The organism is Paraburkholderia tropica, assembly GCF_014171495.1.
GTDB lineage: Bacteria > Pseudomonadota > Gammaproteobacteria > Burkholderiales > Burkholderiaceae > Paraburkholderia > Paraburkholderia tropica.
Genome location: NZ_CP049137.1, coordinates 866,835 through 892,897, shown reverse-complemented (window position 1 = coordinate 892,897; position 26,063 = coordinate 866,835). Strand labels below are relative to the sequence as shown.

20 protein-coding genes are annotated in these 26,063 nt (G+C 65.3%); 2 read left to right on the top strand and 18 right to left on the bottom strand.

Annotation, left to right across the window (positions count from 1 at the left end; all coding sequences use genetic code 11):
• Positions 1-797 precede the first annotated feature (797 nt).
• Complete coding sequence (locus G5S35_RS34415; RefSeq protein WP_065063920.1) at positions 798-1,370, top strand: cupin domain-containing protein; 573 nt, start codon at positions 798-800, stop codon at positions 1,368-1,370.
• Positions 1,371-1,446: 76 nt separating this feature from the next.
• Here G5S35_RS34415 and G5S35_RS34410 read toward each other — a convergent pair whose 3' ends face one another.
• The 18 genes from G5S35_RS34410 to G5S35_RS34325 all read right to left on the bottom strand — a co-directional run bounded on the left by G5S35_RS34410 (position 1,447) and on the right by G5S35_RS34325 (position 24,762).
• The gene (locus G5S35_RS34410) at positions 1,447-4,578 is read right to left on the bottom strand and encodes a multidrug efflux RND transporter permease subunit (protein ID WP_183040086.1); all 3,132 of its coding nucleotides are present in this window, start codon (positions 4,576-4,578) and stop codon (positions 1,447-1,449) included.
• A gap of 61 nt (positions 4,579-4,639) precedes the next feature.
• Positions 4,640-5,221 (bottom strand): GNAT family N-acetyltransferase, encoded by a 582-nt coding sequence (locus tag G5S35_RS34405; protein WP_065063916.1) that lies wholly within the window; start codon positions 5,219-5,221, stop codon positions 4,640-4,642.
• Positions 5,218-5,766, bottom strand: a complete 549-nt coding sequence (locus G5S35_RS34400; RefSeq protein ID WP_065063914.1) for a GNAT family N-acetyltransferase — start codon at positions 5,764-5,766, stop codon at positions 5,218-5,220. The genes G5S35_RS34405 and G5S35_RS34400 overlap by 4 nt, the downstream gene beginning before the upstream one ends.
• A 114-nt stretch (positions 5,767-5,880) precedes the next feature.
• Positions 5,881-7,272, bottom strand: a complete 1,392-nt coding sequence (locus G5S35_RS34395) for a TldD/PmbA family protein (RefSeq protein ID WP_110327090.1) — start codon at positions 7,270-7,272, stop codon at positions 5,881-5,883.
• Positions 7,272-8,708: a TldD/PmbA family protein gene (locus tag G5S35_RS34390; RefSeq protein WP_110327091.1), complete on the bottom strand. Its 1,437-nt coding sequence runs from the start codon at positions 8,706-8,708 to the stop codon at positions 7,272-7,274. Before G5S35_RS34390 ends, G5S35_RS34395 begins: the two co-directional genes overlap by 1 nt.
• The gene (locus G5S35_RS34385; RefSeq protein WP_074983382.1) at positions 8,705-10,348 is read right to left on the bottom strand and encodes an ABC transporter ATP-binding protein; all 1,644 of its coding nucleotides are present in this window, start codon (positions 10,346-10,348) and stop codon (positions 8,705-8,707) included. Before G5S35_RS34385 ends, G5S35_RS34390 begins: the two co-directional genes overlap by 4 nt.
• Positions 10,348-11,460 (bottom strand): ABC transporter permease, encoded by a 1,113-nt coding sequence (locus tag G5S35_RS34380; protein WP_183040085.1) that lies wholly within the window; start codon positions 11,458-11,460, stop codon positions 10,348-10,350. Before G5S35_RS34380 ends, G5S35_RS34385 begins: the two co-directional genes overlap by 1 nt.
• Positions 11,414-12,469, bottom strand: a complete 1,056-nt coding sequence (locus tag G5S35_RS34375; protein WP_065063906.1) for a microcin C ABC transporter permease YejB — start codon at positions 12,467-12,469, stop codon at positions 11,414-11,416. Before G5S35_RS34375 ends, G5S35_RS34380 begins: the two co-directional genes overlap by 47 nt.
• An 8-nt stretch (positions 12,470-12,477) precedes the next feature.
• Positions 12,478-14,376 carry an extracellular solute-binding protein gene (locus G5S35_RS34370; protein WP_183040084.1) on the bottom strand — a complete coding sequence of 633 codons (1,899 nt, stop codon included), beginning with the start codon at positions 14,374-14,376 and terminating at the stop codon, positions 12,478-12,480.
• A 132-nt stretch (positions 14,377-14,508) separates the two neighbouring features.
• A complete protein-coding gene (locus tag G5S35_RS34365; RefSeq protein ID WP_065063902.1) occupies positions 14,509-17,220 on the bottom strand; it encodes a TonB-dependent receptor in 2,712 nt (903 codons plus the stop codon).
• A 363-nt stretch (positions 17,221-17,583) separates the two neighbouring features.
• A complete protein-coding gene (locus G5S35_RS34360) occupies positions 17,584-18,159 on the bottom strand; it encodes a helix-turn-helix domain-containing protein (RefSeq protein ID WP_065063901.1) in 576 nt (191 codons plus the stop codon).
• A gap of 260 nt (positions 18,160-18,419) precedes the next feature.
• Positions 18,420-19,631 carry a tetratricopeptide repeat protein gene (locus tag G5S35_RS34355; protein ID WP_183040083.1) on the bottom strand — a complete coding sequence of 404 codons (1,212 nt, stop codon included), beginning with the start codon at positions 19,629-19,631 and terminating at the stop codon, positions 18,420-18,422.
• Positions 19,632-19,639: 8 nt separating this feature from the next.
• Entirely contained in the window at positions 19,640-20,071 is a 432-nt protein-coding gene (locus G5S35_RS34350) for an ExbD/TolR family protein (protein ID WP_065063897.1), read from the bottom strand.
• Positions 20,072-20,134: 63 nt separating this feature from the next.
• A complete protein-coding gene (locus G5S35_RS34345) occupies positions 20,135-20,560 on the bottom strand; it encodes an ExbD/TolR family protein (RefSeq protein ID WP_065063895.1) in 426 nt (141 codons plus the stop codon).
• A gap of 21 nt (positions 20,561-20,581) precedes the next feature.
• On the bottom strand, positions 20,582-21,502 hold the full coding sequence (locus G5S35_RS34340; protein ID WP_065063892.1) for a MotA/TolQ/ExbB proton channel family protein: 921 nt from the start codon (positions 21,500-21,502) through the stop codon (positions 20,582-20,584).
• A gap of 74 nt (positions 21,503-21,576) precedes the next feature.
• Positions 21,577-22,284, bottom strand: a complete 708-nt coding sequence (locus G5S35_RS34335) for an energy transducer TonB (protein ID WP_065063890.1) — start codon at positions 22,282-22,284, stop codon at positions 21,577-21,579.
• 751 nt (positions 22,285-23,035) lie between these two features.
• Positions 23,036-23,791 carry a DeoR/GlpR family DNA-binding transcription regulator gene (locus G5S35_RS34330; protein ID WP_183040082.1) on the bottom strand — a complete coding sequence of 252 codons (756 nt, stop codon included), beginning with the start codon at positions 23,789-23,791 and terminating at the stop codon, positions 23,036-23,038.
• Between the two features lie 68 nt (positions 23,792-23,859).
• On the bottom strand, positions 23,860-24,762 hold the full coding sequence (locus G5S35_RS34325; protein WP_183040081.1) for a LysR family transcriptional regulator: 903 nt from the start codon (positions 24,760-24,762) through the stop codon (positions 23,860-23,862).
• A 130-nt stretch (positions 24,763-24,892) separates the two neighbouring features.
• Between G5S35_RS34325 and G5S35_RS34320 the strand changes: the two genes are divergently transcribed.
• Complete coding sequence (locus tag G5S35_RS34320) at positions 24,893-26,062, top strand: alkene reductase (protein ID WP_183040080.1); 1,170 nt, start codon at positions 24,893-24,895, stop codon at positions 26,060-26,062.
• Position 26,063 lies beyond the last annotated feature (1 nt).

The window sequence follows — 26,063 nt, the reverse complement described above, 5'->3', positions numbered from 1 at the left end:
AATTGGCGTACCGTTGCGTCAGGTGCGCGAATGCGCGAGGGAGGATGGGCGAGAAAGTGGAAACGAATATGCGCCGCTTCGCCGTGAAGATCAATCGGCGGATTCGGCCACGATGGCGGATCTGGATGACGCCCCATGTTGCGATCGCGAGCGATCGCCGTTGCGCGCCGTCGCACCCGCATCGCGCAGAATAAAAATCAGTCTGAATATGACCGCGACGTCACATCGAATTACCGATCAACGTGCGCTGGAACACAGTCGCGGGCATTAGGCGCGGAATCGGACGAGATTCATGCGGAATTCATGCTAATCCGGGCGCCATTCAGAAGCGATTTCGTCTCGCCTGAATCGCCGATTTATGCGCGCACTGCGCCCTTCTAATTCAGTCTGCGCCGAATAATGCGCAATGTGGCGCTCAGCGTGCGTTTCGGGGCGCGCGTCTTACATCGCTCACATGTAAGGGAAAGAATAAGAAACAAACTCCGATACCCTCAGAAAAATGGCGATGTTATGCTTGGGACACCAGTGAAGTGATGCGATGCACACGACATCGCCCATTTTCGCTAATGCGCGGCGGCGGGTTTTCACGCGCACATTTACTAGAACGAAATCGATGGAGAAGCGAATTGATTCGCAGCGGGGAAATCCAGCCGGAATACGCAGTTTTTTCAACACTCCGCGCAACAATCCACATCGAATGCTCCGGCATTCGCATCCATCAGACAAATCATTATCGCTAGCGCGCCGGCATAGCGGCAAGCCTCTTCTCGCACCCATTCCAACGACTCGCCCCCAACATGGCATCGAAAACCGTCGAAACCCAGAACGTCGTCTCCGTCGGCAGCAAGATCCGCTCGCTGCGCCAGCGCCAGGGGCGCACGCTGGACGACATCGCGACCGTCTCGCAGCTATCGAAACCCTTTCTCTCGCAGGTCGAACGCGATCACGCGAGCCCGTCCATCACTTCGCTCGTGAGCATTGCGAAAGCGCTGGGCGTGCCGGTCAGCTATTTCGTCGATACGCCGACCGAGGAAGGCTGCGTGCGCCGCCGCAAAGATCTGCAGTACTTCGCCTTCGCGGATTCCGCCGATCTGTTCGCACGCCTGTCGAATCAGTCAGGCGGCCGCCAACTCGAAGCCATTCTCGTGCGCATGCCGCCGGGCGAGCGGCCCAGTGAAGTGACCACGCACGCGGGCGAGGAATTCGTCCACGTGCTCAGCGGCGAAGTGACCATCACGCTCGAAGGGAAGTCGTTCGTGCTCGGCGCGGGCGACAGCGCGCACTACGAATCGACGGTGCCGCATAGCTGGACCAACGCGCGCGACGACGAAGCGGTGCTGGTCTGGGTCGGCACGCCGCGGCTGTTCTAGGCGCGTCGATCATGCGCGGGTGCACGCCGGTTCGCGCACCTTCATGCGTCCCGATGATCGCGTCTTACCAGCCGCCTTACTGCGCGTTTTCCTCGAACACCGCTTCGCCACGCGCCGCACCGCGTCCGCGTCGCGAACGGGGCGCGCGCCGTACCGGCGAGCGCGCGGCCACCGCGCAATAGAGCACCGGCGCGAACACGAGGCCGAGCGCCGTCGCCGCCAGCACGCCGCCGAGCACGCCCGTGCCGATCGAATGACGGCTCTCCGCGCCCGCGCTGTGCGAGAGCGCGAGCGGCACCACGCCGAGCACGAAAGCCGCCGAGGTCATCACGATCGGACGCAGACGTTCCGCGCAACCCGCCACCACCGCCGTCGCCACCCGCATGCCGCGCTCGCGCCGCGCGTTCGCGGCCTGCACGATCAGGATCGCGTTCTTCGCCGTGAGCCCGACCACCGTCACGAGCCCCACCTTGAAGTAGATGTCGTTGGGCAGGCCGCGCAGCAGCATCGCCGTGACCGCGCCGAGCGTGCCGAGCGGCACGACCAGCAGCACCGCGAGCGGCGTGATCCAGCTTTCGTAAAGCGCCGCGAGCACCATGAACACCGCGAGCACCGAAAGCCCGAGCAGCAGCGGCGTGTCGCGCGCCGCTTCGATCTGCTCGAACGCGGTGTCGGTCCATTCGTAGGCCACGCCCTCGGGCAGATCGAGCGCGAGCCGCTCCATTTCCGCCATCGCCTCGCCCGAACTGTGGCCGTGCGATTCGCGCCCGCTCACGTCGAGCGACGGATAGCCGTTGTAGCGCGCGAGCATGACCGGACCGCGCGTCCAGCGCGTGCTCGCCAGCGACGACAGCGCCACGGTCGCGCCCGTGCTGGTCTGCACCGGCAGATCGAGCAACTGACGGTCGGCCATGCGCGCGTTCGCATCGGCGGACACGATCACGCGACGCATGCGTCCGCCCGCCGGAAAGTCGTCGACGTAGGTCGAGCCGAACGTGGTGCTCAGCAGATCGGCGATACGGTCGAACGGCACGCCGAACGCGTAGGCCTTGGCGCGATCGATGTCGAGATCGACGCGCGGCGCATCGGGCAGATCCTCCGAATGCACGCCCGCCAGCACGGGACTTTTCGTGGCCGCGTCGATCAACTGTCCGCGCGCGGCCTTGAGCGCGTCCATGCCGACGCCGCCGCGATCTTCGAGCCGGAACGTGAAGCCCTCCGAGTGGCCGATGCCCGGCACCGGCGACGGCAAGGTCGCCTCGACGTCGCCGTCCAGGATCGTGGCGAATTTCTCGTTGAGGCGGTCGCGCAGCGCCTGCGCGCTGATCGAGCGGCGGTCCCAGTCCTTGAGATCGACAAAGGCCATGCCCACGTTCTGGCCGCTGCCCGCGAAGCTCCAGCCGACCACGCCCGTGACGTTTTCGACCGCGCTTTCGCTGCGCAGAATCTGCTCCGTGTGCTGCAACACGTCGAGCGTGCGCGCCTGATTCGCGCCCGCCGGCAACTGGATCATCACCTGCAACTGGCCTTCGTCCTCAGCGGGCAAAAAGCCTTCGGGCATCTGCCAGTAGAGCCACGCGCCCGCGGCGAGCAGCACGGCGTAGATCGCGAGCACGCGGCGGCTGCGGCGCAGCAGCTTGATCACGATGCCGCGATAGCCGCGCGACACGCGCGCCACCCGCGACGTGCCGTGCGCTTCGATATGCTTCGGTTTCCTGAGCATGCTCGCGCACAATGCGGGCGTGAGCGACAGCGCCATGAACGACGACACCAGCATCGACGCAATCATCGACACGGCGAACTGACGATAGATGCCGCCCACGTTGCCGGTGAAGAACGCCATCGGCACGAACACGGCCGTGAGCACCGCCGTCACGCCGACGATCGCCCCGCCGATGCGCGACATCGCGCGGCGCGTGGCTTCGCGCGGCGGCAAGCCTTCTTCGTGCATCGCACGGTGCACGCTTTCCACCACCACGATGGCGTCGTCGACGAGAATGCCGATCGCGAGCACGAGGCCGAACAGCGTGAACACATTGATCGACATGCCGCCCAGGTAGAGCGTGAGAAACGCGCCCATCAGCGTGACCGGAATCACGACCGTGGGCACGAGCGTCGCGCGCAGATCGCGCAGGAACAGCCACATCACGCAGAACACCAGCACGATGGCTTCGAGCAGCGTGATGACCACTTCGCGGATCGCCACGCGCACGAAATGCGCGCTGTCGAACGGAATCTCCACGGCGATGCCGGGCGGCATGCGCTTCGAGAGTTCGGCAAGGCGCGCGCGGATCGCGTCCGAGGTTTCGAGCGCGTTGCCGCGCGGGCCGAGCTGGATGCCGACCGTCGCGGCGGGCCGTCCATTCAGGCGCGAGAAAAACGAGTAATCGCTGCGGCCGATTTCCACGCGCGCGATGTCGCGCAGACGCACGATCGAGCCGTCGGTTTTCGCCTTGAGCACGATCTCGCCGAACTGCTCGGGCGTGTCCAGTTGCCCCTTCACATCGACCGACGCATTGGTCTGCTGGCCTGCCGCGAACGGCGCGTCGCCGATCGTGCCCGCCGTCACGGGCGCGTTCTGCGCGGTAATCGCCGTGGTCACGTCGCTCGCCGCGAGCCCGTATTCGCGCAGCCGGTACGGATCGAGCCAGATGCGCATCGCCTCGTCGGAATCCCACAGCTCGGCCGAGCCCACGCCGGGCGCGCGCTTGAGTTCGCGCAGCACGTAGCGGTTCAGATAGTCGGCGAGTTGCGCGGAGTCGCGCGAGCCATCCGTCGAGGTGAGCGCCACCAGCATCAGGAACGTGTTGGACGCCTTCACCACGTTCACGCCCTGCTGCACCACTGCCTGCGGCAGACGCGCCTCGATCTGCTTGATGCGGTTCTGCACGTCCACGAGCGCGATGTCGGGATTCGTGGCGGGCGCGAAGGTCACGTCGATCTCCAGATTGCCGAGACCGTCGCTGCTGGTTTCGTAGTAGAGCATGCCGTCCGCGCCATCGAGGCTTTCCTCGATGATGCTCGCGACGTTGTCATCCACGGTTTGCGCCGACGCGCCCGGATACTGCGCGACGATCACGATGCGCGGCGGCGAGAGACGCGGGTACTGCGCGATGGGCAACTGCGTGATGGCGAGCGCGCCCGCCACCATGACGGCGAGCGCGATCACCCACGCGAAGACCGGCCGGTCGATAAAGAAGAAGGGCACGCGAGGCGTCCTGGCTGAATAGGCTGAAGGGGCTTTGGATGGCCCAAGGGGCCGCGCGGGCTCAGGGCGCTTGCGGACCGTCCGTGACGACCGGCGGCGCGAACACCGGTGCTTCGACGAGCCGCGCCATGTGCAGCACGTCGTGCAGCGCGCCGTCGAGGATCGCGTCGCCGCGTGCGCGCGCTTCCACCACGAAGCCGAACTTGCGATAGAGCGCGAGCGCGCGCGTATTGTTCGCGAACACCTGCAACTCGACGCGGCGCAGCCCGAACGCGTTGTCGGCGGCGTCGAGCAGCCCCGCGAGCAGCAGCGAGCCCACCCCGCGCCCATGATACGCGTCGTGCACCGAAATGCCGATCGAGCCGCAATGCGAGCGCCGCCCGTCGTACGCGCGAAGTTCCGACTGCCCGACGATCTGCCCTTCGTATTCGGCGACGATCATCATCGAGTCGGCCTTCTGGGTCGCCAGCCACGCGCGCACCGCCTCGCCCGTGCGATAGCCGTGCGAGAGCGTGCCCGGACGCACGCCCGGCAGGTTCATGAGCGCGGCCATCGCTTCGCTGTCGTCGGGTTCGGCGGCGCGCACGCGCAGCGCCTTCGCGAACGCGGCGCGTTGCGCCGCCGCATCGTGAGGAAGATTCATGATGCCTCGCTGTCGATGTAGGGAAGCGGCGCACGCAGACGCCCCATCAGAAACGAATCGATGTACGCGCCGTCGCGCAGCATGTTGCCGCGCAGCCGCCCTTCGATCTCGAAGCCGAACTTGCGATAGAGCGCGATGGCGCCCTCGTTGTCGACGAACACCTTGAGTTCGAGGCGGCGCAGGCCGAGCCAGTTGTCGGCGAGATCGAGCATCTCGGCCATGAGCCGCGAGCCGACGCCGCGCCGCTGCCAGTCGCCGTGCACGCCCACGCCGATTTCCGCGACGTGCGCCCGGCGCATGCGGCCGACCTGCACCTGGCCTTCGCCGACCAGTTCCTCGCCCATCCATGCGCCGATCATGATCAGTTGCGGCGTGCGCTTCGCGATCCATTCGCGCGTGGATTCCAGCGTGCGAAACGGCGTTTGCGGATCGCCGTGCGCCATCGAAGGCGCGTAAATGAGCGCGTGCAACTGCTCCGCGTCTCGCTCTCTTATGCCGCGCAGCACGAGCGGCCCGCCCGTCTGCGGATTTGCGTTATTCGACATCTGTGCATCCTTGTTGTTTTACGTTTGCTGCACTTCCGTACTGCGCTTTCCAGTTTCGCTGCCTCGCTGCTTTCTGCGGCGCGCCCTCGTGCGCGCCGCTTCCAACCCTGCGCGCTACAACACCAGTTCGAACGACTTCACGAGCGCGCCCGGCAGTTGCACCCCGCCGGTCGCGCGCTGTCCCCAGGTGGAATCGGAGAGCAGCAGTTCGGACTGCGCGCCCAGCGCTTCCAGGCGTTCGCCGAGCAGGCCGTAGAGGCTGTCGTCGAAACGCATGGCGTCGACGGGCGCGACGATCTCGCCGTCTTCCACCCAGAAGGTCGCGAAACGCGTCATACCGGTCAGGCGGCAATTCATGCGGTCCGAGAAGTTCACGTACCAGAGATTGCCGATGTAGAGCCCGGTGCCCAGACGCGCGAGCACGTCTTCGGGCGCGAGGTCGCCGGTCGCCATCGACACCGTCGTGGCCATTTCCTGCGGCAGCGCGCCGTTCGGTTCGAGTCCGTACTCGCGCGCCGAACGGGCGCTCGTCAACTGGCCCACGCCACGGCCGCCCTCGATCAGCGGCACGCTCGCGCGCAGATAGCCGTCGTCGTTGAAGGCGGGCGAGATGCCGAGTTCGAGCGACTCGGTCAACGCCACGCGCGAATCGAATGCGACCGCGCCCGTGTTGAGCTTGTAGAGCGGACTCGTCGATGCCGCCTGGGCGCGCGCCGAAAAGCCGCCCCACGCCATCGACTGCACGAACTCGGACAGCGCCGCCGGCGCGAGCCACGCGCGATAGCCGCCCGGCGTGAGCACGCGCGGCGCGCGCAGCAGCACCGGCAGACGCGCGGCCGCTTCGCTCACCTTGGCCGCGAACACGGCGTCGTCCCAGTTGTCGCCCGCATAGCGCGTCTTGATCGCGCGCCCGTTCGGCTGATACAGCGACCAGCTGAAATTGAAGTTCTCCACTTCGTACCAGCCGCGGCTGCCCGCCGTGGAGGCGAAGCCGCGCGAGAGCGTGCCGCCCGCGTAGAAGCCCACGAAATCGAGTCCCTGCGCGCATTGCGCGACCCGTTCGACGAGCGCCTGCGGTTGCGGCAGCTTGCCGTTGCGGCGCGTGCTGCGCGACCACGAGGTGGTGTCGAACAGCACGTGCGGATCGTCCGGGGCGTCGAGCAGACTTTCGCGCAGCGCCGCGAGCGCCTCGGCCGTGTGGCGCACGTCGGCGTTCGCGTCGCCGCTCAGGTCGAGCGTGGAATAGGCCTGACGCGCGCCGTGCACGAGCCGCAGCGTCAGACGCCCCTGCTCCACCTGGCCGCTCTGGCGCACCTTGCCCGCATTGAAGCGGATGAAATCGGACTGCTCGCCCGCGAACGCGCTCAGCACGGTTTCACCGGGCTGGCGCTGGCGCTCGATGGCGTCGGCAAGCATCGCGAAATGCGCGTGCCAGTCGATCGAGGCGCCCGGCGCACGCGTGGCAGCAGCGGCGGCAGCCGAGCCTGCAAAAAGCAAATCGGTCATCAGGCGGCTCCGAACACTTCGACGTTGGAAAACACGCAGGCCGGCGAAGCGTGGCCCACGCGAATGACCTGCGCGGGCTCGCCCTTGCCGCACATCGGCGTGCCGTAGACCGCGCGCGTGGACGCGTCGCCCACTGCCGCGAGGCTGCGCCAGAAGCTCGCGGAAATGCCGCGATAGCTCGGCCGCTTGACGATCTCCGTGAGCTTGCCGTTTTCGATCAGTTGCCCGAACTCGCAGCCGAACTGGAACTTGTTGCGATGATCGTCGATCGACCAGGACGTGTTCGTGCTCATCAGAATGCCGTGCTCGACGCCCGCGATCAGCGCGTCGAGCGACTGGTCGCCCGGCTCGATATTGAGGTTCGCCATGCGGTCGATCGGCGGCCGGTTCCAGTTCGCCGCACGCGAGTTCGCCACGCCGGGCAGGCCCGCGCGCTGCTGCGAGAGCGCGCCGCCGAGCGGACGCTCCAGCATGCCCGCACGAATCAGATATTCCTTGCTGGCCGCGCTGCCGTCGTCGTCAAAGGCATAGGCGGCGGCTTCCTCGCGCGTGTCCGGGTCGAAGGTCACGTTGAGCAGTTCGGAGCCGTACTGATAGCTGCCGAACATCTCCGGCTTCACGAAGCTCCAGCCCGCGAAATTGCGTTCGTCGCCGAGAATGCGGTCGAGTTCGAGCGGATGGCCGATCGACTCGTGAATCTGCAGCATCATCTGGTCGGGCATCAGCAGCAGGTCGCGCTTGCCCGTGGGGCAGTTCGGCGCGGCGAGCAGTTGCAGCGCCTCGTTCGCGACGCGCGCGCCCGCGCCGTCGAAACCGTAGCGCGCGAGAATTTCCATGCCGCCCTGCGCGAGCAAGCCGTAGTGGCCGCCGAGCGTGCGCTCCTGGGTGTCGCCGTCGTCGTGCGCGACCACGGACAGCGCCGGCATCAGAAAGCGGAAACGCTGTTCGATGCGCACGCCGTCGCTCGTCAGATAGAGCTGGTCGCACTGCGTGACTTCCATGCCCGCCTGGCGCTCGACGATGCGCGCATCGAGCTTCGCCGCCGCGCATTCGTGCGCGAGGCGGTCGAGCCATTCGCGTCGCGACGGCAGCGCCGCCTGCGCGTTCGGCGAGACATACTCACCGCTTTGCGCGGGCCGCGCGACCTCGCGATGGTCGATCAGCGCGTGCGCCGCGCTCGCCTGCGCGCGCGCCGTGGCAATCTCCAGCGCGCGTTGCAGACCGCTCGCCGTGAGGTCCGCCGTGGCCGCGTAACCCGCGCCCGCGCCGGCCCAGGCCGTCACCATCGCGCCGCGCTCGCGCGCGATGCGCAGCGGCAGCGCCACGTCGTTGCGCACGACGTGATCGTCCTTGCGTTCGTCCACGAAACGCACCGACCAGAAATCGGCCGAACTGCGCAGTCCGCGTACGGCCAACGTCCAGCTTTCATCGATCATGCAATGTTCTCCTTGAGCGCGGCGGAGGCCGATGCCGGATTCGCCAGCATCGATGCCGCGAGCAACGACTGCGTATAGGGGTGCGTGGGCGCGTCGAGCACCGCGAGCGTGTCGCCCTGCTCCACGATGCGCCCCGCTTTCATCACGATCACGCGATGCGCCATCGCGCGCATCACCGCGAGATCGTGCGTGATGAACAGATAGCTCAGACGATACCGCTTTTGCAGGTCCGTGAGCAACGCCAGCACCTGTTTCTGGATGGAAACGTCAAGCGCGCTGGTCGGTTCGTCGAGCACGATCATCTCGGGTTCGACCGCGAGCGCGCGCGCAATCGCGATGCGTTGACGCTGGCCGCCCGAGAATTCGTGCGGATAACGCAGCATCGACTCGGCCGGCAGCCCGACTTCCTCCAGCAGCCCGCCGATGCGGCGGCGCTTCGCCTCGCCCTTCAGTTGCGGCTGATGCACCGTGAGCCCTTCGCCGACGATCTGCTCGATCGTCATGCGCGGCGAGAGCGAACCGAAAGGATCCTGAAATACGACCTGCATGCGCTTGTAGAGCGACAGGCGCTCGCCCGCGCCGCGCAGCGCCGCGAGCGGTTGCCCGTCGATACGGATCTCGCCCTCCGCCGCGCCCTGCAAGCCTAACACCGTCGAGGCGAGCGTGGACTTGCCCGATCCCGATTCGCCGACCACGCCGAGCGTTTCACCGCGCCGCAGCGTGAGACTCGCTTCGTGCACGGCGCGAAACGCGTCGCCGCCGAACAGCGAGCGCCAGCCCTTGCCCGCCGTGCGGTAATCGACGGCCAGATCTTTCACGTCGAGAATCACGGGCGCGTCGGGCGCGACCGGCTGCACCGCTCGCGACGGCTCGCTGTCGAGCAGACGCTGCGTGTACGGATGCTGCGGATTCGAGAACAGCGCCTCGGTCGTGTTGGTTTCCACCAGCACGCCCTTTTCCATCACCGCCACGCGCTGCGCGAAGCGGCGCACGAGATTCAGATCGTGCGTGATCAGCAGCACGGCCATGCCGCGCGCGGCTGCTTCCTGCTCCTGCAATTCGAGCAGCAGATCGACGATCTGCTGGCGCACCGTCACGTCGAGCGCCGTGGTCGGTTCGTCGGCGAGCAGCAGACGCGGACGGCACGCGAGCGCCATCGCGATCATCGCGCGCTGACGCTGGCCGCCCGAAAGCTGGTGCGGAAAGCTGTCGATGCGGCGCTCCGGCTCGGGAATGCCGGTGCGGCGCAGCAGCTCGATGCCGCGCGCGCGCGCCGCGTTCGGTCGCAGACCTTCGTGCAGGCGCAGGCTTTCCGCGATCTGCTTGCCGATCGTGAAGAGCGGATTGAGCGCGGTCATCGGCTCCTGAAACACCATGGCGATGTCGCCGCCGCGAATGCCGCGCATCTGGCGCTCGCTCTGTTGCAGCAGATCGACGCCGTCGAGCAGCATGCGCCCGCCGAGTTCCGCCTGCGCGACGAGGCCGAGGATCGACAGCGCCGTCACGCTCTTGCCCGAGCCCGATTCGCCGACCAGCGCGACGCGTTCGCCGCGCGCGATCGACAGGCTCAGATCGCGCACGGCGAGCTTGTCGCCGAAGCGCACCGAAAAGTCCTGAATATCCAGCAACGGTGCGCTCATCATTTGCCTCCGCCGAATGCCGAGCCGCGTGCGCGCGTGTCGAGCGCATTGCGCAGCGCGTCGCCCATGAAGGTCAGCAGCAGCAGCGTGATGACCAGCGCCGCGAACGCCGAAATCGAAATCCACCACGCGTCGAGATTGTTCTTGCCTTCCTGCAGCAACTCGCCGAGGCTCGGCATCGGCGGCGGCACGCCGAGGCCGAGGAAGTCGAGACTCGTGAGCGAGAGAATCGCCGCGCTCATGCGGAACGGCAGAAAAGTGATGACCGGCGTGAGACTGTTCGGCAGCACGTGACGCCACATGATCTGCCAGTTCGTGAGGCCCATCGTGCGCGCGGCCTTCACGTAGTCGAGCGAGCGGTTGCGCAGGAATTCGGCGCGCACGTAATCGGACAGCACGAGCCAGCCGAACATCGACAGCAGGATGAACAGCAGCCACAGCGTGGGCTCGAAGATCGACGCGAAGATGATCAGCAGATAAAGATCGGGCATCGAACTCCAGATCTCGATCAGGCGCTGGCCGATCAGGTCAGTGCGGCCGCCGTAGAAGCCTTGCACCGCGCCCGTGAGCACGCCGAGCAGCACACCCGAGACCGTGAGCGCGAACGCCATCAGCACCGAGAGGCGGAAGCCGTACAGCAGGCGCGCGACCACGTCGCGGCCGAACTGGTCGGTGCCGAGCCAGTTGCTCGACGACGGCGGCGCCGGATACGGACGTGCCGCGAAATAGTCGATCGTGTCGTAGCGGTACGGATTCGGCGGATAGACCGCGAAATTGCCGTGCGAGGTCAGCTTCGAGCGAATGTACGGATCCAGATAATTGGTCTGCGCGGGAAAATCGCCGCCGAACAAGGTCTCCGGATAATCCTTCACGATCGGGAAAAAGTAGTGCCCGTCATAGCGCACCACGAGCGGCCGGTCGTTCGAGAGCACTTCGCCGAACAGGCTGACGACGAACAGCACCATGAAGATCACGAGGCTCCAGTAACCGAGCCGCTGCGAGCGAAAACGCAGCCACGTGCGACGCCACGGCGAAACCGGCTGCGCGTGCGCGAGCGTGGCGGAATCAGCGGTCCAGCCGGTGGAACTGGATGCGGGGGTCGACGAGGACATAGCAGACATCGGCAATGAGTTTGGTGACGAGGGCGATCAGCGTGAACAGAAAGAGCGAGCCGAGCACGACGGGGTAATCGCGGCGGATCACCGAGTCGTACGAAAGCTGCCCCATGCCATCGAGCGAAAAGAGCGTTTCGATCAGCAGGTTGCCGTTGAGAAAGGCGCCCACGAATGCGGCGGGCAGACCGGTGACGAGCGGAATCGCCGCGTTGCGCAGCACGTGCTTCCAGAGCACGTCGCGCTCGGGCGCGCCCTTCGCGCGCGCGGTCAGCACGTACTGGCGGCCGATTTCTTCGAGGAAGGTGTTCTTCGTGAGGATCGTGACGATCGCGAAGTTGCCCACCACCGAAGCCGTGACCGGCAGCACCATGTGCCACAGATAATCGAGCACCTTGCCGATCGCGCTGAGGTCGTCGAAGTTGTCGGAGGTGAGGCCGCGCATCGGAAACACCTGCCAGAAGGTGCCGCCGCCGAACATCATCAGCAGCAGCACGCCGAGCACGAAGCCGGGAATCGCGTAGCCCGCGAGCACCAGCACGCTCGTGACGGTGTCGAAGCGCGAGCCGTTGCGCACGGCTTTCGCAATGCCGAGCGGCACCGAGATCAGATACGTGAGGATCACGGTCCACAAGCCGAGCGAGATCGACACCGGCAGCTTCTCGCGAATCACCTGCCACACGCTCGCGTGCTGATAGTACGACTGGCCGAGATCGAAGGTGGCGTAGTCCTTGAGCATCATCACGTAGCGCGTGAGCGGCGGTTTATCGAAGCCGAACTGCTTCTTGATCTGCTCGATCTGCTGCGGGTCCACGCCCTGGCTGCCGTGATACCCGCCGCCGCCCGCGCCCACTTCGCCGCCGCGCGCGCCGCTGCCGTGACGCAACTGCGTGAGCACCTGTTCGACCGGACCGCCCGGCACGAACTGCGTGACGATGAACGTGACCGTGACCACGCCGATGAGCGTCGGCACCATCAGCAAAAGACGTCTGAGAATATAGGCGTACATGCGGCTCCTTACTGCACGGCGGCGGTGTGGGTGGACGAAGCGCCGCCCGCGCGCGCGGGATCGGGCGCGCCGGGTTTGCGGTACCAGTAGTCGATGGCCCACTCTTCCGGCACGTAGGTCAGCGGCGAAATGGCCGGCCGGCCGATCGTGGTCTTGAAGGCGATACGCTCGTTCGGCGCGTAGTATTCGGGCACGAGGAAGTATTCGTTCATCAGCACGCGGTCGAGCGCATGCGTGGCCGTTTCCAGATCGGCGAGCGTGTTGGCTTTCTGCACGGCGTCGATGAGTTTGTCGACCACTTTCATGCGCACGCCCGGATAGTTTTCCGATCCCACCTGGCTGGCCGCCGCGCTGCCGAAGCGGCGCACCAGTTCCGCGCCCGGAATCGTGGTGGGCGCGTAGATGTAGGTGGTCATGTCGTAATCGAAATTGTCGATACGCTTCTGATACAGCGCGCTGTCGATCTCGCGCAGATGCGCCTGGATGCCGAGCATGCCGAGCGCCTGCGTGTACGGCAGGATCAGACGGTCCATGCCCGGCTCGTCGTCGATGATCTCGACGGTCATGGGCTCGCCGGCCGCGTTGCGCAGCGCGCCGTCGCGATAGTGCCAGCCCGCCTGCGCGAGCAGATCGCGCGCCTCGCGCAGATTGCCGCGCAGCGAATTGGGCGGCAGCGTGTTCGGCAACTGCATCATCGGGCCGAACACCTCGGGCGGCAGACCCGCGCGATACGGCTCCAGCAGCGCGAGTTCCTGCGGCGACGGCAGGCCCGTGGCCGCGAACGGACTCACGTCGAAATAGCTCTTCAGGCGCGTGTACTGACCGTAGAACATCATGCGGTTCATCCAGTCGTAATCGAACGCGAGCGAAAGCGCATGACGCACGCGCACGTCCTTGAAGCGGTCCTTGCGCGTGTTGATCAGCATGCCCTGGAACTGCGCGGGACTCGTCGCGAAATCGCGTTTTTCGAGCATGCCGTTGCGGAAATTCTTGCCCACGTATTTGCGCGCCCATTGCGTGGCGCTGTACTCCACGTGCACGTCGGCGTCGCCGGCCTTGAACGCTTCGAGCTGCGTATACAGGTCGAGATACAGATTGAAGACGATGCGCTGGAAGCGGTACATGCCGCGCCGCGTCGGCAGATCGGCGGCCCAGTAGTCGGGATTGCGGCGGTAGATGATCTGCTTGTCGTTCTTGCGCGACTCGATCAGATACGCGCCGCTCGCGATCGGCGGCACGTTCGAGAGCTGGTTGAACGCGATGGTCGTGCCGTCGGCCTTCTTCGCCCATTTCGGCGAGAACACCGGCAGGTCGCCCGCGATCAGCGGCGCGTCGCGTTCGGCGCGGCGAAAATCGAAGCGCACCGTATGCGCGTCGATCACCACGACGTCGCGAACCACTTCGAACTGCGCGTTGAACAGCGGCGAGGCCTGCGGGCTCGTGAGCGTGTCGAACGAATACTTGACGTCGGCGGCCGTGATCGGGTCGCCGTTCGAGAAGCGCGCGCGCGGGTCGATATGGAAGGTCGCCGACGTGAGGTCGGGCGCGACGTCCACGCTCTGCGCGATCAGCGGATACTCGGAGGCGAGTTCGTCCCAGCTGCGCTGCATGAGGGTGTCGAACATCAGGTTCTTGATGTCCGGTGCGGGCGAGCCGCGCACGAGAAAGGGATTGAGCGAGTCGTAGCTCTGCGCCTGATCGAAATTCTGGAAGCTCAGCGTGCCGTCGGTGGGCGCGTCGGGATCGGCGTAATCGAAATGCGTGAAGTTGGCCGGGTATTTGGGCGAGTCGTACTGCGCGATGGCCGTGGCCGCCTGCGCGGCGCCGGCGAACGCCGCCCCCAGCGTGCATGCTGCAAGCGCTGCGCGGGCTGCCGCCACGACGCGCGCACACTTCGTCAGTCTCATCTTCGGTCTTTCTGTCCGCATGGTTTGCGTTGCGGCACGCGGCGCGCGCAGGTGATGCGCGCGCCGCGGCCTTGATGCGTCCTTCGTGAGGACAGGGCCGGTTGCCCGGCCCTTGCTGCTAGCCCACTGCGTTTAGAACTTGTACGTTGCGCCGATCTGCAGGTAACGGCCCACGTAGTTGTACAGCGACTGGTCGTAACCGGTCTGGTCGATCGAACCGAGCCAGAGCGGATCGTACGGCGGCGCCTTGTTGAAGATGTTGTTGATGCCGCCGTAGATGGTCCAGTGCTTGAAGCCCGAGTACGCGACGTTCAGGTTGAACTGGCTGTACGAGCCCGTCGAGTAGTTGTAGCCCAGCGCATCCGAATACGGGCCGACGTACTGCCAGTCGAGCGTCGCATTCCACTTGTGCCAGTTCCACGACAGATCCGTGGTGCCCTTCCAGCGCGGGAACGAGCCGCCGAACGGCTGTGCGAGCGTCGAGTCGTTGCCCGCGCCGTCGATCGTACCGGTGCTGCCGCCGATGCCGTCCATCTTGAAGTGCCAGACGTAGGCCCAGTCCGCCGACAGCGTGAAGCGCCCGATCTGCGTGTTGATCGACTGGCTGAAGGTGGTTTCGAAGCCCGACGTGTCGAACGAACCGAGGTTCTGGTACGGCTCGACCATGTAGGCAATCGAGCCGTCCGAGTTGTAGACCGTCTTGCTCGGGTCGACCACCGCGCCGATCGCGTTATCCACGTGAATCTTGTAGAAGTCGAAGCCCACATCGGTGCCGCGGGCCGGCGAGAGCTGGAAGCCGATGTTGTAGTTCTTCGTGCGTTCCGGCTGCAGCTTCGTGTTGCCGGTCGTGACGACGGTTTCATCCGCGCCATTCGGACCGACCGGCGAGATGCCCGTGCTGGTCGAGTTGGTGTTCTCGACGAAGCTCGGCGCACGGAAGCCGCGGTTGTACGAACCGTACATCGTGAACTGCTGGATCGGCTGGAAGCGCAGTGCGAAGCGCGGCGAGAACGCGCCGCCGAAGTCGCTGTAATGGTCGTAGCGGCCCGACTGGCTGAAGGTCAGGATGTGCTGCCAGAGCGGCACGTCGACCTGGTAGTACACGGCCGCGACGTTGCGCTCGCCGTCGACGGTCTGCAGCGCCGGGCTCAGCACCGAGCCGTCCATCGTGTTCGCGCCCTGGTTGATACGCTCGCTCTGGTGCGTGAACTGGCTGCCGAGGCCGAGACCCACGTCGCCGGTCGGGATGTGGAACAGGTTCGGCGTGGACAGCGTGGCGTCCACCACGTCGAGCTTCGACACCGCGATGTTGTTGGTGTCGGTGAACACGCCGTTCAGGCCGTTAGGCGTCGCCGACGGATTCGCGAAGTCGTAGGTGCCGTTCGCGAGCATGTTCTCCACGCCCGCCACGCTCAACTGGCCCGTCGTGGTGTTCGTGACCGTGCTCTGCGAGTGGCCGTACGACAACGCCCAATCCCAGTCTTCCTTCGAGACCGAGAAGTTGCCCTTGATCCCCATCGCCGCGCGGTAGAAGTTCGCTTCGGTGGTATCGGAGACCGTGTTCGGCAGCCACGTGAAGATCGTTGCGTCGGTGCCGTACGGGTTGTACTTGTTGCTGGCCGGCACCACGGCCTGCCATGCGGAGAGCGTGCCGGTGGCCGGGTCGTAGACCGTCTTGTTGCCAAGGTACGACGTGAAGTCGTTGGTGACCGTCTTGATGTTGCTTTCCCAGAGGTCAGCCCAGGCCGTGGTGTTGTCGTTGACCTTGAAGTCCGCGTGAACCTTGGCGTTCCAGCGCTCGGTCCACGGATCGATCGAGCCCGATTCGGCCGTGTTGCGCCCGCACACCGTGCCGCCCGAGGCCGCGCCCGTGTTCGACGCGATGATGTTGCTGCCGTACGGCTGGACCACGCCGCCGCAGGGACCGACGGCTTCCGCGAGGCCCGAGGTCGGGTTCAGCCAGTACGACGGCGAGAGGACCGAGCCGCCGAAGCCCTTGTTGCTGAAGTCCTGGTTTTCGGTGGTGTCGCGGTCGGCGAGCGTGAAGCCATTCGACTTGTAGTAGCTCGCCGTAGCAGTCACGTTGAAGCGGTCGCTCGTGAGATTGCCGAAGCCGCCGAGAATGCCGAACTTGGTCGTGCCCGCGCCGCCTTGCGTGGCGCCGCCGTAGCTGCCGTCGAGCTGCAGGCCCTGGAAGTCGTGCTTCGTGATGATGTTCACGACGCCCGCGATAGCGTCCGAACCGTATTGCGACACGGCGCCGGTCTTGACCACTTCGATGCGGTCGACGGCGTTCAGGGGAATGGCGTTAAGGTCGAAGAAGGTGTCGGTGCCGTTCACGGCGAAGCCGTACGGCGCGACACGCTGACCGTCCACGAGCACGAGCGTGTACTTCTCGCTCAGGCCGCGCAGTGCGATACCGGCGCCGCCGGCCGCGAAGCTGTCGTCGTTCGACTCGCCCCAGCTGTTCGCGGAGTTCGCCGAGATCGTGCGCATGTAGTCCGAGACGCTCGTCGCGCCCGAATTCTGGATCTGCTGCGGCGTGATCGTCTGCACCGCCTGATAGCCGGTCTTGTCGGACTGGCGGATCAGCGAGCCGGTCACCTCGAACTTCTTGAGCTGCGCGACGTTGTCGCCGTTCGCCTTGGTCGTCGTCGACGACGAAGCCGAGGGCGCCGTCGACGCCGCAGCGTCGGACGCACCCGTGGCCGCCGCGGCGGCGGTCGCGCCGCTCGTGGCGGCAGGCTGGCTTTGTGCGAATGCCGGCGCCGCGATGGCCGCCGATAGTGCGACTTCAGCCCAGATTATCCTTTTGATGGCTAGCGCCAAAACCCTCTGTTTCACTTTTTCCCCTTCTCACTCGTCAGTCACGCCCACTTGCGTCACGCGGGGCGAGGTCTTGTGAACCCCGCCGTCGATTGACGACGCTGTCGCGTCGCGCCCATTGTGCGAATCGCCCCGACGGCGCGGTTGCATCCGGCGCGGCGATTCACCCAAACCCCTTTTGAAATCGGACTGCTAACGGCTTTCAAAGCATGTGCGCCACGCAATCACAGCACTACGTCTTTCGTTGCGGACGCCTTCTGTCCCGCGCGGCAACCCCTGTTTATGCTTGCGCGCCGCGCGGGTGAAGTCTTCACATTACATTTGGACTACTAATATTTCTGTATTGCCGTGAAGCGATTTTTTCTGTTGCAACGGCGTTTCTCAAATCAGCTTCGGCGTCCCCACCCAGACGAATACGCTTTCCGTATCCGAGGGATTGGCCCACGCGTGCGGCACCGCCGATTCGAAATGTGCGGTGTCGCCCGCGCGCAGCACGAACGTCGTATCTTCCAGCGTAAGCGACACTTCGCCGCTCATGACATACAGGAACTCTTCCGTTGCCTGCGCAACGACGTCGAAACGTTGTGCGCCGGCCGGCATCTTCACGAGCTGCGCGTCGAGCTTGCGGTCGCCGCCCGTCGACGTCAGCCGGCCATACTGATTCGCCGACCCGGTGAAACCAAAAAACTTCAGGCGCTCGGCGCGGCGCACGACCTGCTCTTCCGCCGGTGTTTCGATGAAGTACTGCAAGGTGACGCCCAGCGCCCGCGCGATGCCGATCAACGAGCGCAATGACGGCGTGGCGCGCCCGCGTTCCACCTGCGAGAGATAAGGCTTGGATATTCCCGCCAGCTCCGCGGTCTCCTGCAACGTGCGCCTGAGGCGCTGACGCAGGGCGCGAATGCGGCGGCCGGTGGTTGCTGCAACGTATGCCTTCTCGTCAAGTGGCGAAACCATAGCAAGACAAAATAACGCGTCAAAATTTGTTTGATTAGATCGAACCTCTTTTTATGGCGCGACACCTCCATCGGCTCGCCCCAAAAAACGAGCCGCTTTTTATTTCGAACGGTTTGAACGCACAACGAGAGAAACGTACTGCGTAAAGCGCCTGCAATTGGTGCGGATCGCGCCCAATTACGGTGATGCAATTACATCGCCATAACGACGATATAACAACGAGATAACAGCGCGATTACCTCACCGCGCCGCTATCGCGATTACTTCGCCGCAATCAGCAGCCAGAGCTGGGCGAGATCGGCTGAACCGTCATTGCCCTTGACCGCCTTGAAGGCCGTTACCGCGCGCGCCTTCTGGCCCGCGAAGTAGTACGCCTCGCCAAGCCGCAGACGCGCCATATCCGGATGATCGACGCCCTTGGCGAGCGCCGCGTCCATCGCCGCGAAGCCGGCCTGCTGCTGACCCGCGAACACCTGATTGAAGCCCAGATCGAACGGCGAGAGCGGATTCTGCGGATCGGCGGGCGCGCTCGCACGTTTGGCGGCAAGCGCCTGCAGCCGACGCTCGCGGTCCGCCTGCGCGTCGTGGCCGAGCACGCCGCTCGTGAAGCCCTGATCGACGACCTGCTTGCCTTCCGCCGTCGACCCGGCCATGATCGCGAGCTGCGTGAACTCCATGTAATCGTTCGCGTCCGACAACGAACCGGCGGCGCGACGCAGCCGGTACACGTCGACATCGAGCGCGGAGAGATAACCGGGCTTCGCGCGGATGGCGTGAATCAGGTCGTCCCAGTAAGCGGGTTTCGGGTGATACGCCACGAGCTTTTCGAGCGCGCCGCGATAAGCCGCCTGATCGTTGGCCTTCTGCGCGACGGTGCCGAGCAGCTGCAACTGCGCTTCTTCGGGCGCGTGACCGGCGCGCACCTGCGCATCGACGCTCGAACGCAGCAACGCGAGCGCGCCCGCGTTGTCGCCCGAGAGGTAATACGCCTCGATCAGCAGCGTCTGCATCTGCGGATCGGTGCCGCCCGCCTTCTGATAGCGCTGCGCGGTGCGGATCGCCTTCGCGTAATCCTTCTGCTGGAAATACAGCCCGGCGAGCGCGGCCGCCGTGCGCTGCTCGTCCTCGCCCTTCACCTGGCCGCCCGCGAGCAGCGTTTCGTACGCACGCTCGGCGGTGGCGTTGTCGCCCGCCGCCGCCGCTGCCGCGCCGCGCATCTCTTCGACCATCAAGGTCTCGTAGTCGGTGCGGTTGGGCACCGCGGCCGCCTGAGCGATCTTCGCGAGCGCCTCGCTGTAGCGGTGCGCGCGATAAAGCGTCTGCGCGTCGTTGAGCGGCTTCGCCACTTCGGGACGCAAGGTCGGCGCGGCCTGCGCGGCCTGCATCGCGAACGGCGCCGCGCCGAACACGCCGGCGCCGCCCAGCGCGGCGGCCAGCACGGCCTGTCTGAATCGTCGGGAAATACGCGCCACGTCGTTCCTCACTGCATGTACTGTTCGTTGCCGATCAGGCCGATCTTCGTCGCGCCTTCGCGCTGCGCCGCGGCCATCACGGCCGCCACGTCGCGATACGGCACGAGCCGGTTCGGCCGCACATGAATCTCCGGCTGATCGGGCTGCGCGGCCGCCTGCGCGAGCCGCGATTCGAGGTCCGCCTCGGTGGGCACGGGCTGGCCGTTCCACGTCGTGGTGCCGTCGAAGTCGATGTCGATCTGCACGATCTGCGGCTGCGTGGCGGGCGGCGGCGGATTGCCCACCGGCAGATTCATCTTGATCGAATGCATCTGGATCGGAATGGTGATGATCAGCATGATCAGCAGCACCAGCATCACGTCGATGAGCGGCGTGGTGTTGATGTCCACCATCACTTCCGGCTCGCCGCCGCCACCGCCCGACCCCACGTTCATACCCATGACTTTCCCCTGCTCAATGAAACCCCCGCCCTCAAACCGGCGGATGGAACCCGCTCATCGCGCTCAACCGCCGCGTGCGGGCGGCTCCGTGATGAACGACACCTTCGCGATACCCGCGCGCTCGCACGACGTGAGCACCCGGCCGATGAACTCGTAACGCGTGCCCTGATCGCCGCGCACGTGCACTTCCGGCTGCGGCGTCTGCTGCGAGGCCGTTTTCAGGCGTTCGAGCAGCGTGGGCGCGTCGACGAGCGACTCGTTCCAGAAGAAGTTGCCGTCGCGATTGATGGCGATCTCGACGCTCTTCGGCGTGGTCTGCAGCGGCTGCACCGTTTGCTTGGGCAGCTGCACAGGCACGGTATGCGTCACCACCGGAATCGTGATCAGGAAGATGATCAGCAAGACCAGCATCACGTCGACGAGCGGCGTCGTATTGATGGCGGAGATGACTTCGTCGTCGCCGTCCTCCTGCCCCACGCTCATGGCCATGGCGTACCTCGTTCGACGGGATTATTCGGCCATCGCGACGGCGCGCGACGCGGCGCGCGCGCCACGCTTGCCGCCGGCGAGCAGGACTGCGTGCAACTGGGCGCCGAAGGCGCGCACGCGCTCCATCACGGCCTTGTTACGACGCACGAGGAAGTTGTAGCCGAGCACTGCCGGCACCGCGACCGCGAGGCCGATGGCCGTCATGATCAGCGCTTCGCCCACCGGACCCGCGACCTTGTCGATCGACGCCTGGCCCGCGATGCCGATGGCGGTCAGCGCGTGATAGATGCCCCAGACCGTGCCGAACAGGCCGACGAACGGCGCCGTGGATCCGACCGTGCCGAGGAAGGCGAGGCCGTCCTGCAGGCGGTTCGAGACGTTGGTGATGGCGCGCTCGACCGAGACGTCGATCCACGTGTTGCGGTCGACCGCTTCGAGCAGCGCTTCGTCGTGATGCTCGCCCGCTTCGATGGCCGTTTCGGCGATGAAGCGGAACGGCGAGGTTTCTTCGAGCTGCTTCGCGCCGTCGGCGAGCGTGGGCGCGTTCCAGAGCTGGTCGTCGGCGACCTTCGCGCGGCGGTTCGCACGAGCCTGCTCGATGAACTTGGTGATCATGATGTACCAGCTGCCCATCGACATGATCACGAGCAGCAGCAGCACGAAGCGCGCGACGAAGTCGCCGTTCTTCCACAGCGCGCCGAGGCCATACGGGTTGCTCACGGTCTCGGACGTGGCGGGCGGCGGCGGCGGCTGGTCCGCTGCCGGGACCGGCGCGGGCGCCGTGGCGGCCGTGGCCGGCGCGCTTGCGGTTGCGCCGGCCGAAGCCGTGGCGCTCGTGTCGCTTGCTTGCGCATTGGCGAGCGTAGGTGCAACAAAGGTGTCGACCGTGGCTACGGCGAACAACATGCTGGCCGCCAGTGCGGCGAAAGAACGCTTCTTCATGCCTGCTCCAGTTCAATCGTTGAACTTGTGAATCGTGACTAATGAATCGCCACCCGAATGCTGCCGCCCGCGCCTCAGTTGAGGTTGAACGAGAACGGCACCTGCACGCGGACCGGCTGCCCCTGCGAAATGCAATTGAACTGCTTCACCGCGTTGAATGCCGCACGATCGAGGCTGTCGTCGTCGGCGGACTTCGCCACGCGCTCGTTCGTGATATGGCCTTGCGCGTCGACGACGAACTCGATCAGCACATCGCCCGTCACGTTGTTTTCCTGCGCTTCCTGCGGATACTTGATCGACGAACGGATCTGGTCCGAGTTCGGGCACACCACGCCCACCTCGTGGCTCACCGGCTTGGCCGGCGCCGTTACCGGAGCCGGCGGCGCGGGCGGCGCCGTCACGGGCGCGCTCTGCACCGGCGTGGCCGCGTGCGTGATGGTGGCCTGCGGCGGCGCCTGCACCGGCACCTCGGGCGGCGGCACGAACGGCGGCGGCGGCGGCGTGAACTTCGGCGGCGGCAGCTGCACGGTCGGCAGCGGCGGCGGAGGCGGCGGCTTCACCGGCTCGATGATCTTCGTTTCGATGGGATGCTGAATGACCTGCACGACCTTGGTCGCGAGACCGTTGATCAACGCGTAGATCAGCACGATGTGCAGCAACAGGACGATCGCGATGCCGCCAAAACGGCGCACCGGGTTCTGCTGCTTGCGGCCGAACTCGCGAGGCCGCGCGGGCCGTTGCAGCGCGGCGCCCGCCGATTGCAAACCGACTTCCCCTTTCATCACCACCTTCGCTCCCTCGGGCGTCTTGCGCCCACTTTCCGCTGTGCAGCAACGCCGGCGCCGATCCGGCGCGGGCGTTGCATCAAGTCAGGTGTTTCTTTCGCAGTCCGAATGGCATGCATGGCATCGGGATCCGTTGTGGGAAACCCGATTCATGCGCTGGCACGGAAGCGGTCTGCGGCATCGCGTCATTTCCGGCGCTTCGACAGCATCCTCACGCATGGCGCGGTGACAAACGTGTGTCGAAGTTCAGTAACGCGTGTGGCGGACTGAACGATAGCAAGTAAAAAAAGCTCAGTAAACTTTTTTTGATGGGAGATTACCGAAATTAGAAAAATCATTCTAAATCGCCACAAATCCCGCCCGGAGCGCGTCCTGGATATTGACCCGCTTTAAATTTAAATGCAGGAAATGCGATATCTTACAAATAGCAGAATGAACATTTCTTTTGTATTTCAATTTAAGCGAAATGAATCAAACTGGTGCGATGGCTTTAAAACGCCACATATTGGTGCATTAAAAGGATTTCGGCGTGTAAAAGCGAAATATGTAACGCATTTGTAATTAAATGCCCATTGCCGGTGTGAAACCGGTGATTTTCTCGCTTATTTCGCAACACGAAGGGTTATTCGACTGGCGTTGAATTCGCGCCAATTAATCAGGATGACTTTACGACGTTCGGCCGTCACTCCAATTTACTTCGGCATCCTGATAGAACGTTTCGAGCCCGTTTTCAGGCTCGAAACACACGTTACGCCTTCACCACCGTCAAGCCCGCCTTTTCGATCGGCTTCACGAGCCGCGCATCCGCGCCCGCGTCGACGATGAGCGTCTGCGCCAGATCGAGTTCGCCGATGCGATACGGCGACGCCGTGTTGAGCTTCGACGCGCACGCCAGCACGACCGTTTCCGCCGCGCGCTGCGCCAGCGCGCGCTTGACGTAGGCCTCTTCGAAGTCGCCGGTGCTCAGCCCCGCCTTCGCATGCACGCCCGTCACGCCCATGAAGTAGAGATCGGCGTGTATGTGCGACATGGCCTCGACGGCCGCCGCGCCCACTGCCACGAGCGAATGCTTGTAGAGCTTGCCGCCGATCAGCACGACGTCGATCGACGGATGCGCCGCCAGCGCCACGGCCACGCTCGGACTGTGCGTGACCACGGTCGCCTGCAGATCGGGCGCGAGGCACTGCACCAGCAGCGCCGACGTGGTCCCGCCATCGACGATCACGACCTGCCCCGGCTCGACCATCGCGGCGGCCTTGCGCGCGACGCGCTGCTTCGCGGCCACATCCATATCCTGACGCTGCGCAAGCGGCGCAACGGCCGGCGAAGCGGGCAACGCGCCGCCATGCACGCGCTGCAAGCGCCCTTCGGCGGCCAGTTCGCGCAGGTCGCGCCGCACCGTGTCCTCGGACACGCCGAACTCCACGCTCAGCGCGCCCGCCAGCACCTGGCCGTCGCGTTCGAGTGCGTCGAGAATCGCTTTCTTGCGTTGACTCGTCAGCATGATTTGCACGAATTTTCTTGTAATTTCACGAACGTGCACGGTAGCACGCGGTGCTTCACGTCTGCAACTCAAGCTTCCAGTCTGGGACTCAGCGTCTCCACGAGGAAGTCGATGAACACGCGCACGCGCGCCGTCATATGACGCTGATTGCTGAAGATCACGTGGATGTCCTCGATGTCGCCCGGGTTGTAGTCGAGCAGCAGTTCGACGAGGCGTCCCGACGCGAGATCGTCCTTGATATGAAAGAGGCCCAGACGGCTGATGCCGAGACCTTCGAGCGTCATCTGGCGCATCGTCGCGCCGTTGTTCGTGAGGATGTCGCCGCGCACGGGAAAGTGAAACACGCGCCCGTCGATGCGAAACGGCCATTCGTCCATCGCGCGGCGAAAGTTGAAGTTGAAACAGCGATGGCCCGCGAGATCTTCGGGCGCTTGCGGCACGCCGTGCGCTTCGAGATAACGCGGCGCGGCCACCACCGCGCGTCCCGTCGACCCGAGCTTGCGCGCATGAAAATTCGCATCCGACAACGGCCCCGTGCGCACGGCCACGTCGACGCGTTCGCGCTGTAGATCCACCACCGCGTCCGTCAACGAGAGATCGACGCGAATGCCGGGATAGCGCGCGGTAAACAGCGGCATCAGCGGCACGATGTAATGCGTGCCCATCGGAATCGACACGTTGATGCGCAGCGCGCCGTGCGGCGCCGTGATGCCCTCGGCGATGCCGTGCTCGGCTTCGTCGATGTCGTCGAGAATGCGCACGCAGCTGTCGTAGAACAGCCGCCCTTCGTTGGTCACCGCGAGATGCCGCGTGGAGCGCTGAAACAGCAGCACGCCGAGCCGTTCTTCGAGGCGGCTGATCACCTTGCTGACCGCCGAAGGCGTGAGCTCCAGCGTCTTGCCCGCCGCCGAAAAACTGCCGGTTTCGACCACGCGCGTGAACACCCGCATTTCGCCGCTTCGACTGTCCATGTGAACGTTTGATTCCAGAATTTAGTTCACAAATGATATTCCATTGCACCAGCTAGGAAAAGGAATCCACGGCGCTCACAATGGTTGTTTCGAAGACGCGCGCACGCCGCAGCCAAGGACAGCCAGCACCATGACGACACTTTTCGATGCCTACGATCTCGCAGGCCGCCCGCTCCGCAACCGCGTGGTGATGGCGCCGATGACGCGCGCCCGCGCGCCCCGCAACGTGCCCAACGCCGCCACCGTGCGCTACTACGCGCAGCGCGCGAGTGCGGGCCTGATCGTCACGGAAGGCACGCCGATCAGCCCCGAAGGCAATGGTTTCGTCGATTGCCCCGGCATCTGGAACGACACGCAGGTGGCCGCGTGGCGCGACGTGACCGATGCGGTGCACGACCTCGGCGGCACGATCTTCACGCAGATCTGGCACGTGGGCCGCATGAGCCACGTCTCGCTGCAACCGGGCGGCGCGGCGCCGGTCAGCTCGACCACCGCGCAGGCCGCGAAGAGTTCCGCGTTCGGTTACGACGAGCACGGCCAGCCCGCCTTCGTAACCGCGAGCAAGCCGCACGCGCTCACGCTCGACGAAATCGCGCGCGTGATCGAGGACTTCGCGAACGCCGCGCAGAATGCCGTGGACGCCGGTTTCGACGGCGTCGAAATTCACGGCGCGAACGGCTATCTGGTCGAGCAGTTCATCAACGGCGCGGTCAACGACCGCACGGACGCCTACGGCGGCGACACGGTGGAAAACCGCGCGCGCTTCGCGCTCGCCGTGGTGGACGCCTGCATTGCGCGCATCGGGCGCGAGCGCGTCGGCATCCGGCTCTCGCCGTTTGGCCGACTGCACGAACTCGGCGACTTCGACGGCGAAGCAGACACATTCCTCTATCTCGCCCGCGAACTCGGCGCGCGCGGCATCGCCTACGTGCACATCATGGATCAGGCCAGCCGCGGCGCGCCCGCCATGCCCGCCGGTTTTCTCGAACGCTTCCGCGCCGCGTATCGCAGCGAAACGCGCGGCACAACCGGCGCCACGCTGATCCTCGCGGGCGGCCTCGATTTCCAGAAGGCCAGTGCGCTGCTCGCCAGCGGCACGATCGACCTCGCCGCGTTCGGCGCACCGTATATCGCGAATCCGGATCTGGTCGAGCGCTTCCGCCACGGCTGGGCGATCGCGAAGGTCGATGCGAGCACCTACTACGGCGGCGACGCGCACGGCTACACCGACTATCCGCATTACACGGGCGACGCCGCGCACGACAGCGCCAATGAAGCCGCGCACGACGTCACGGCCTGAT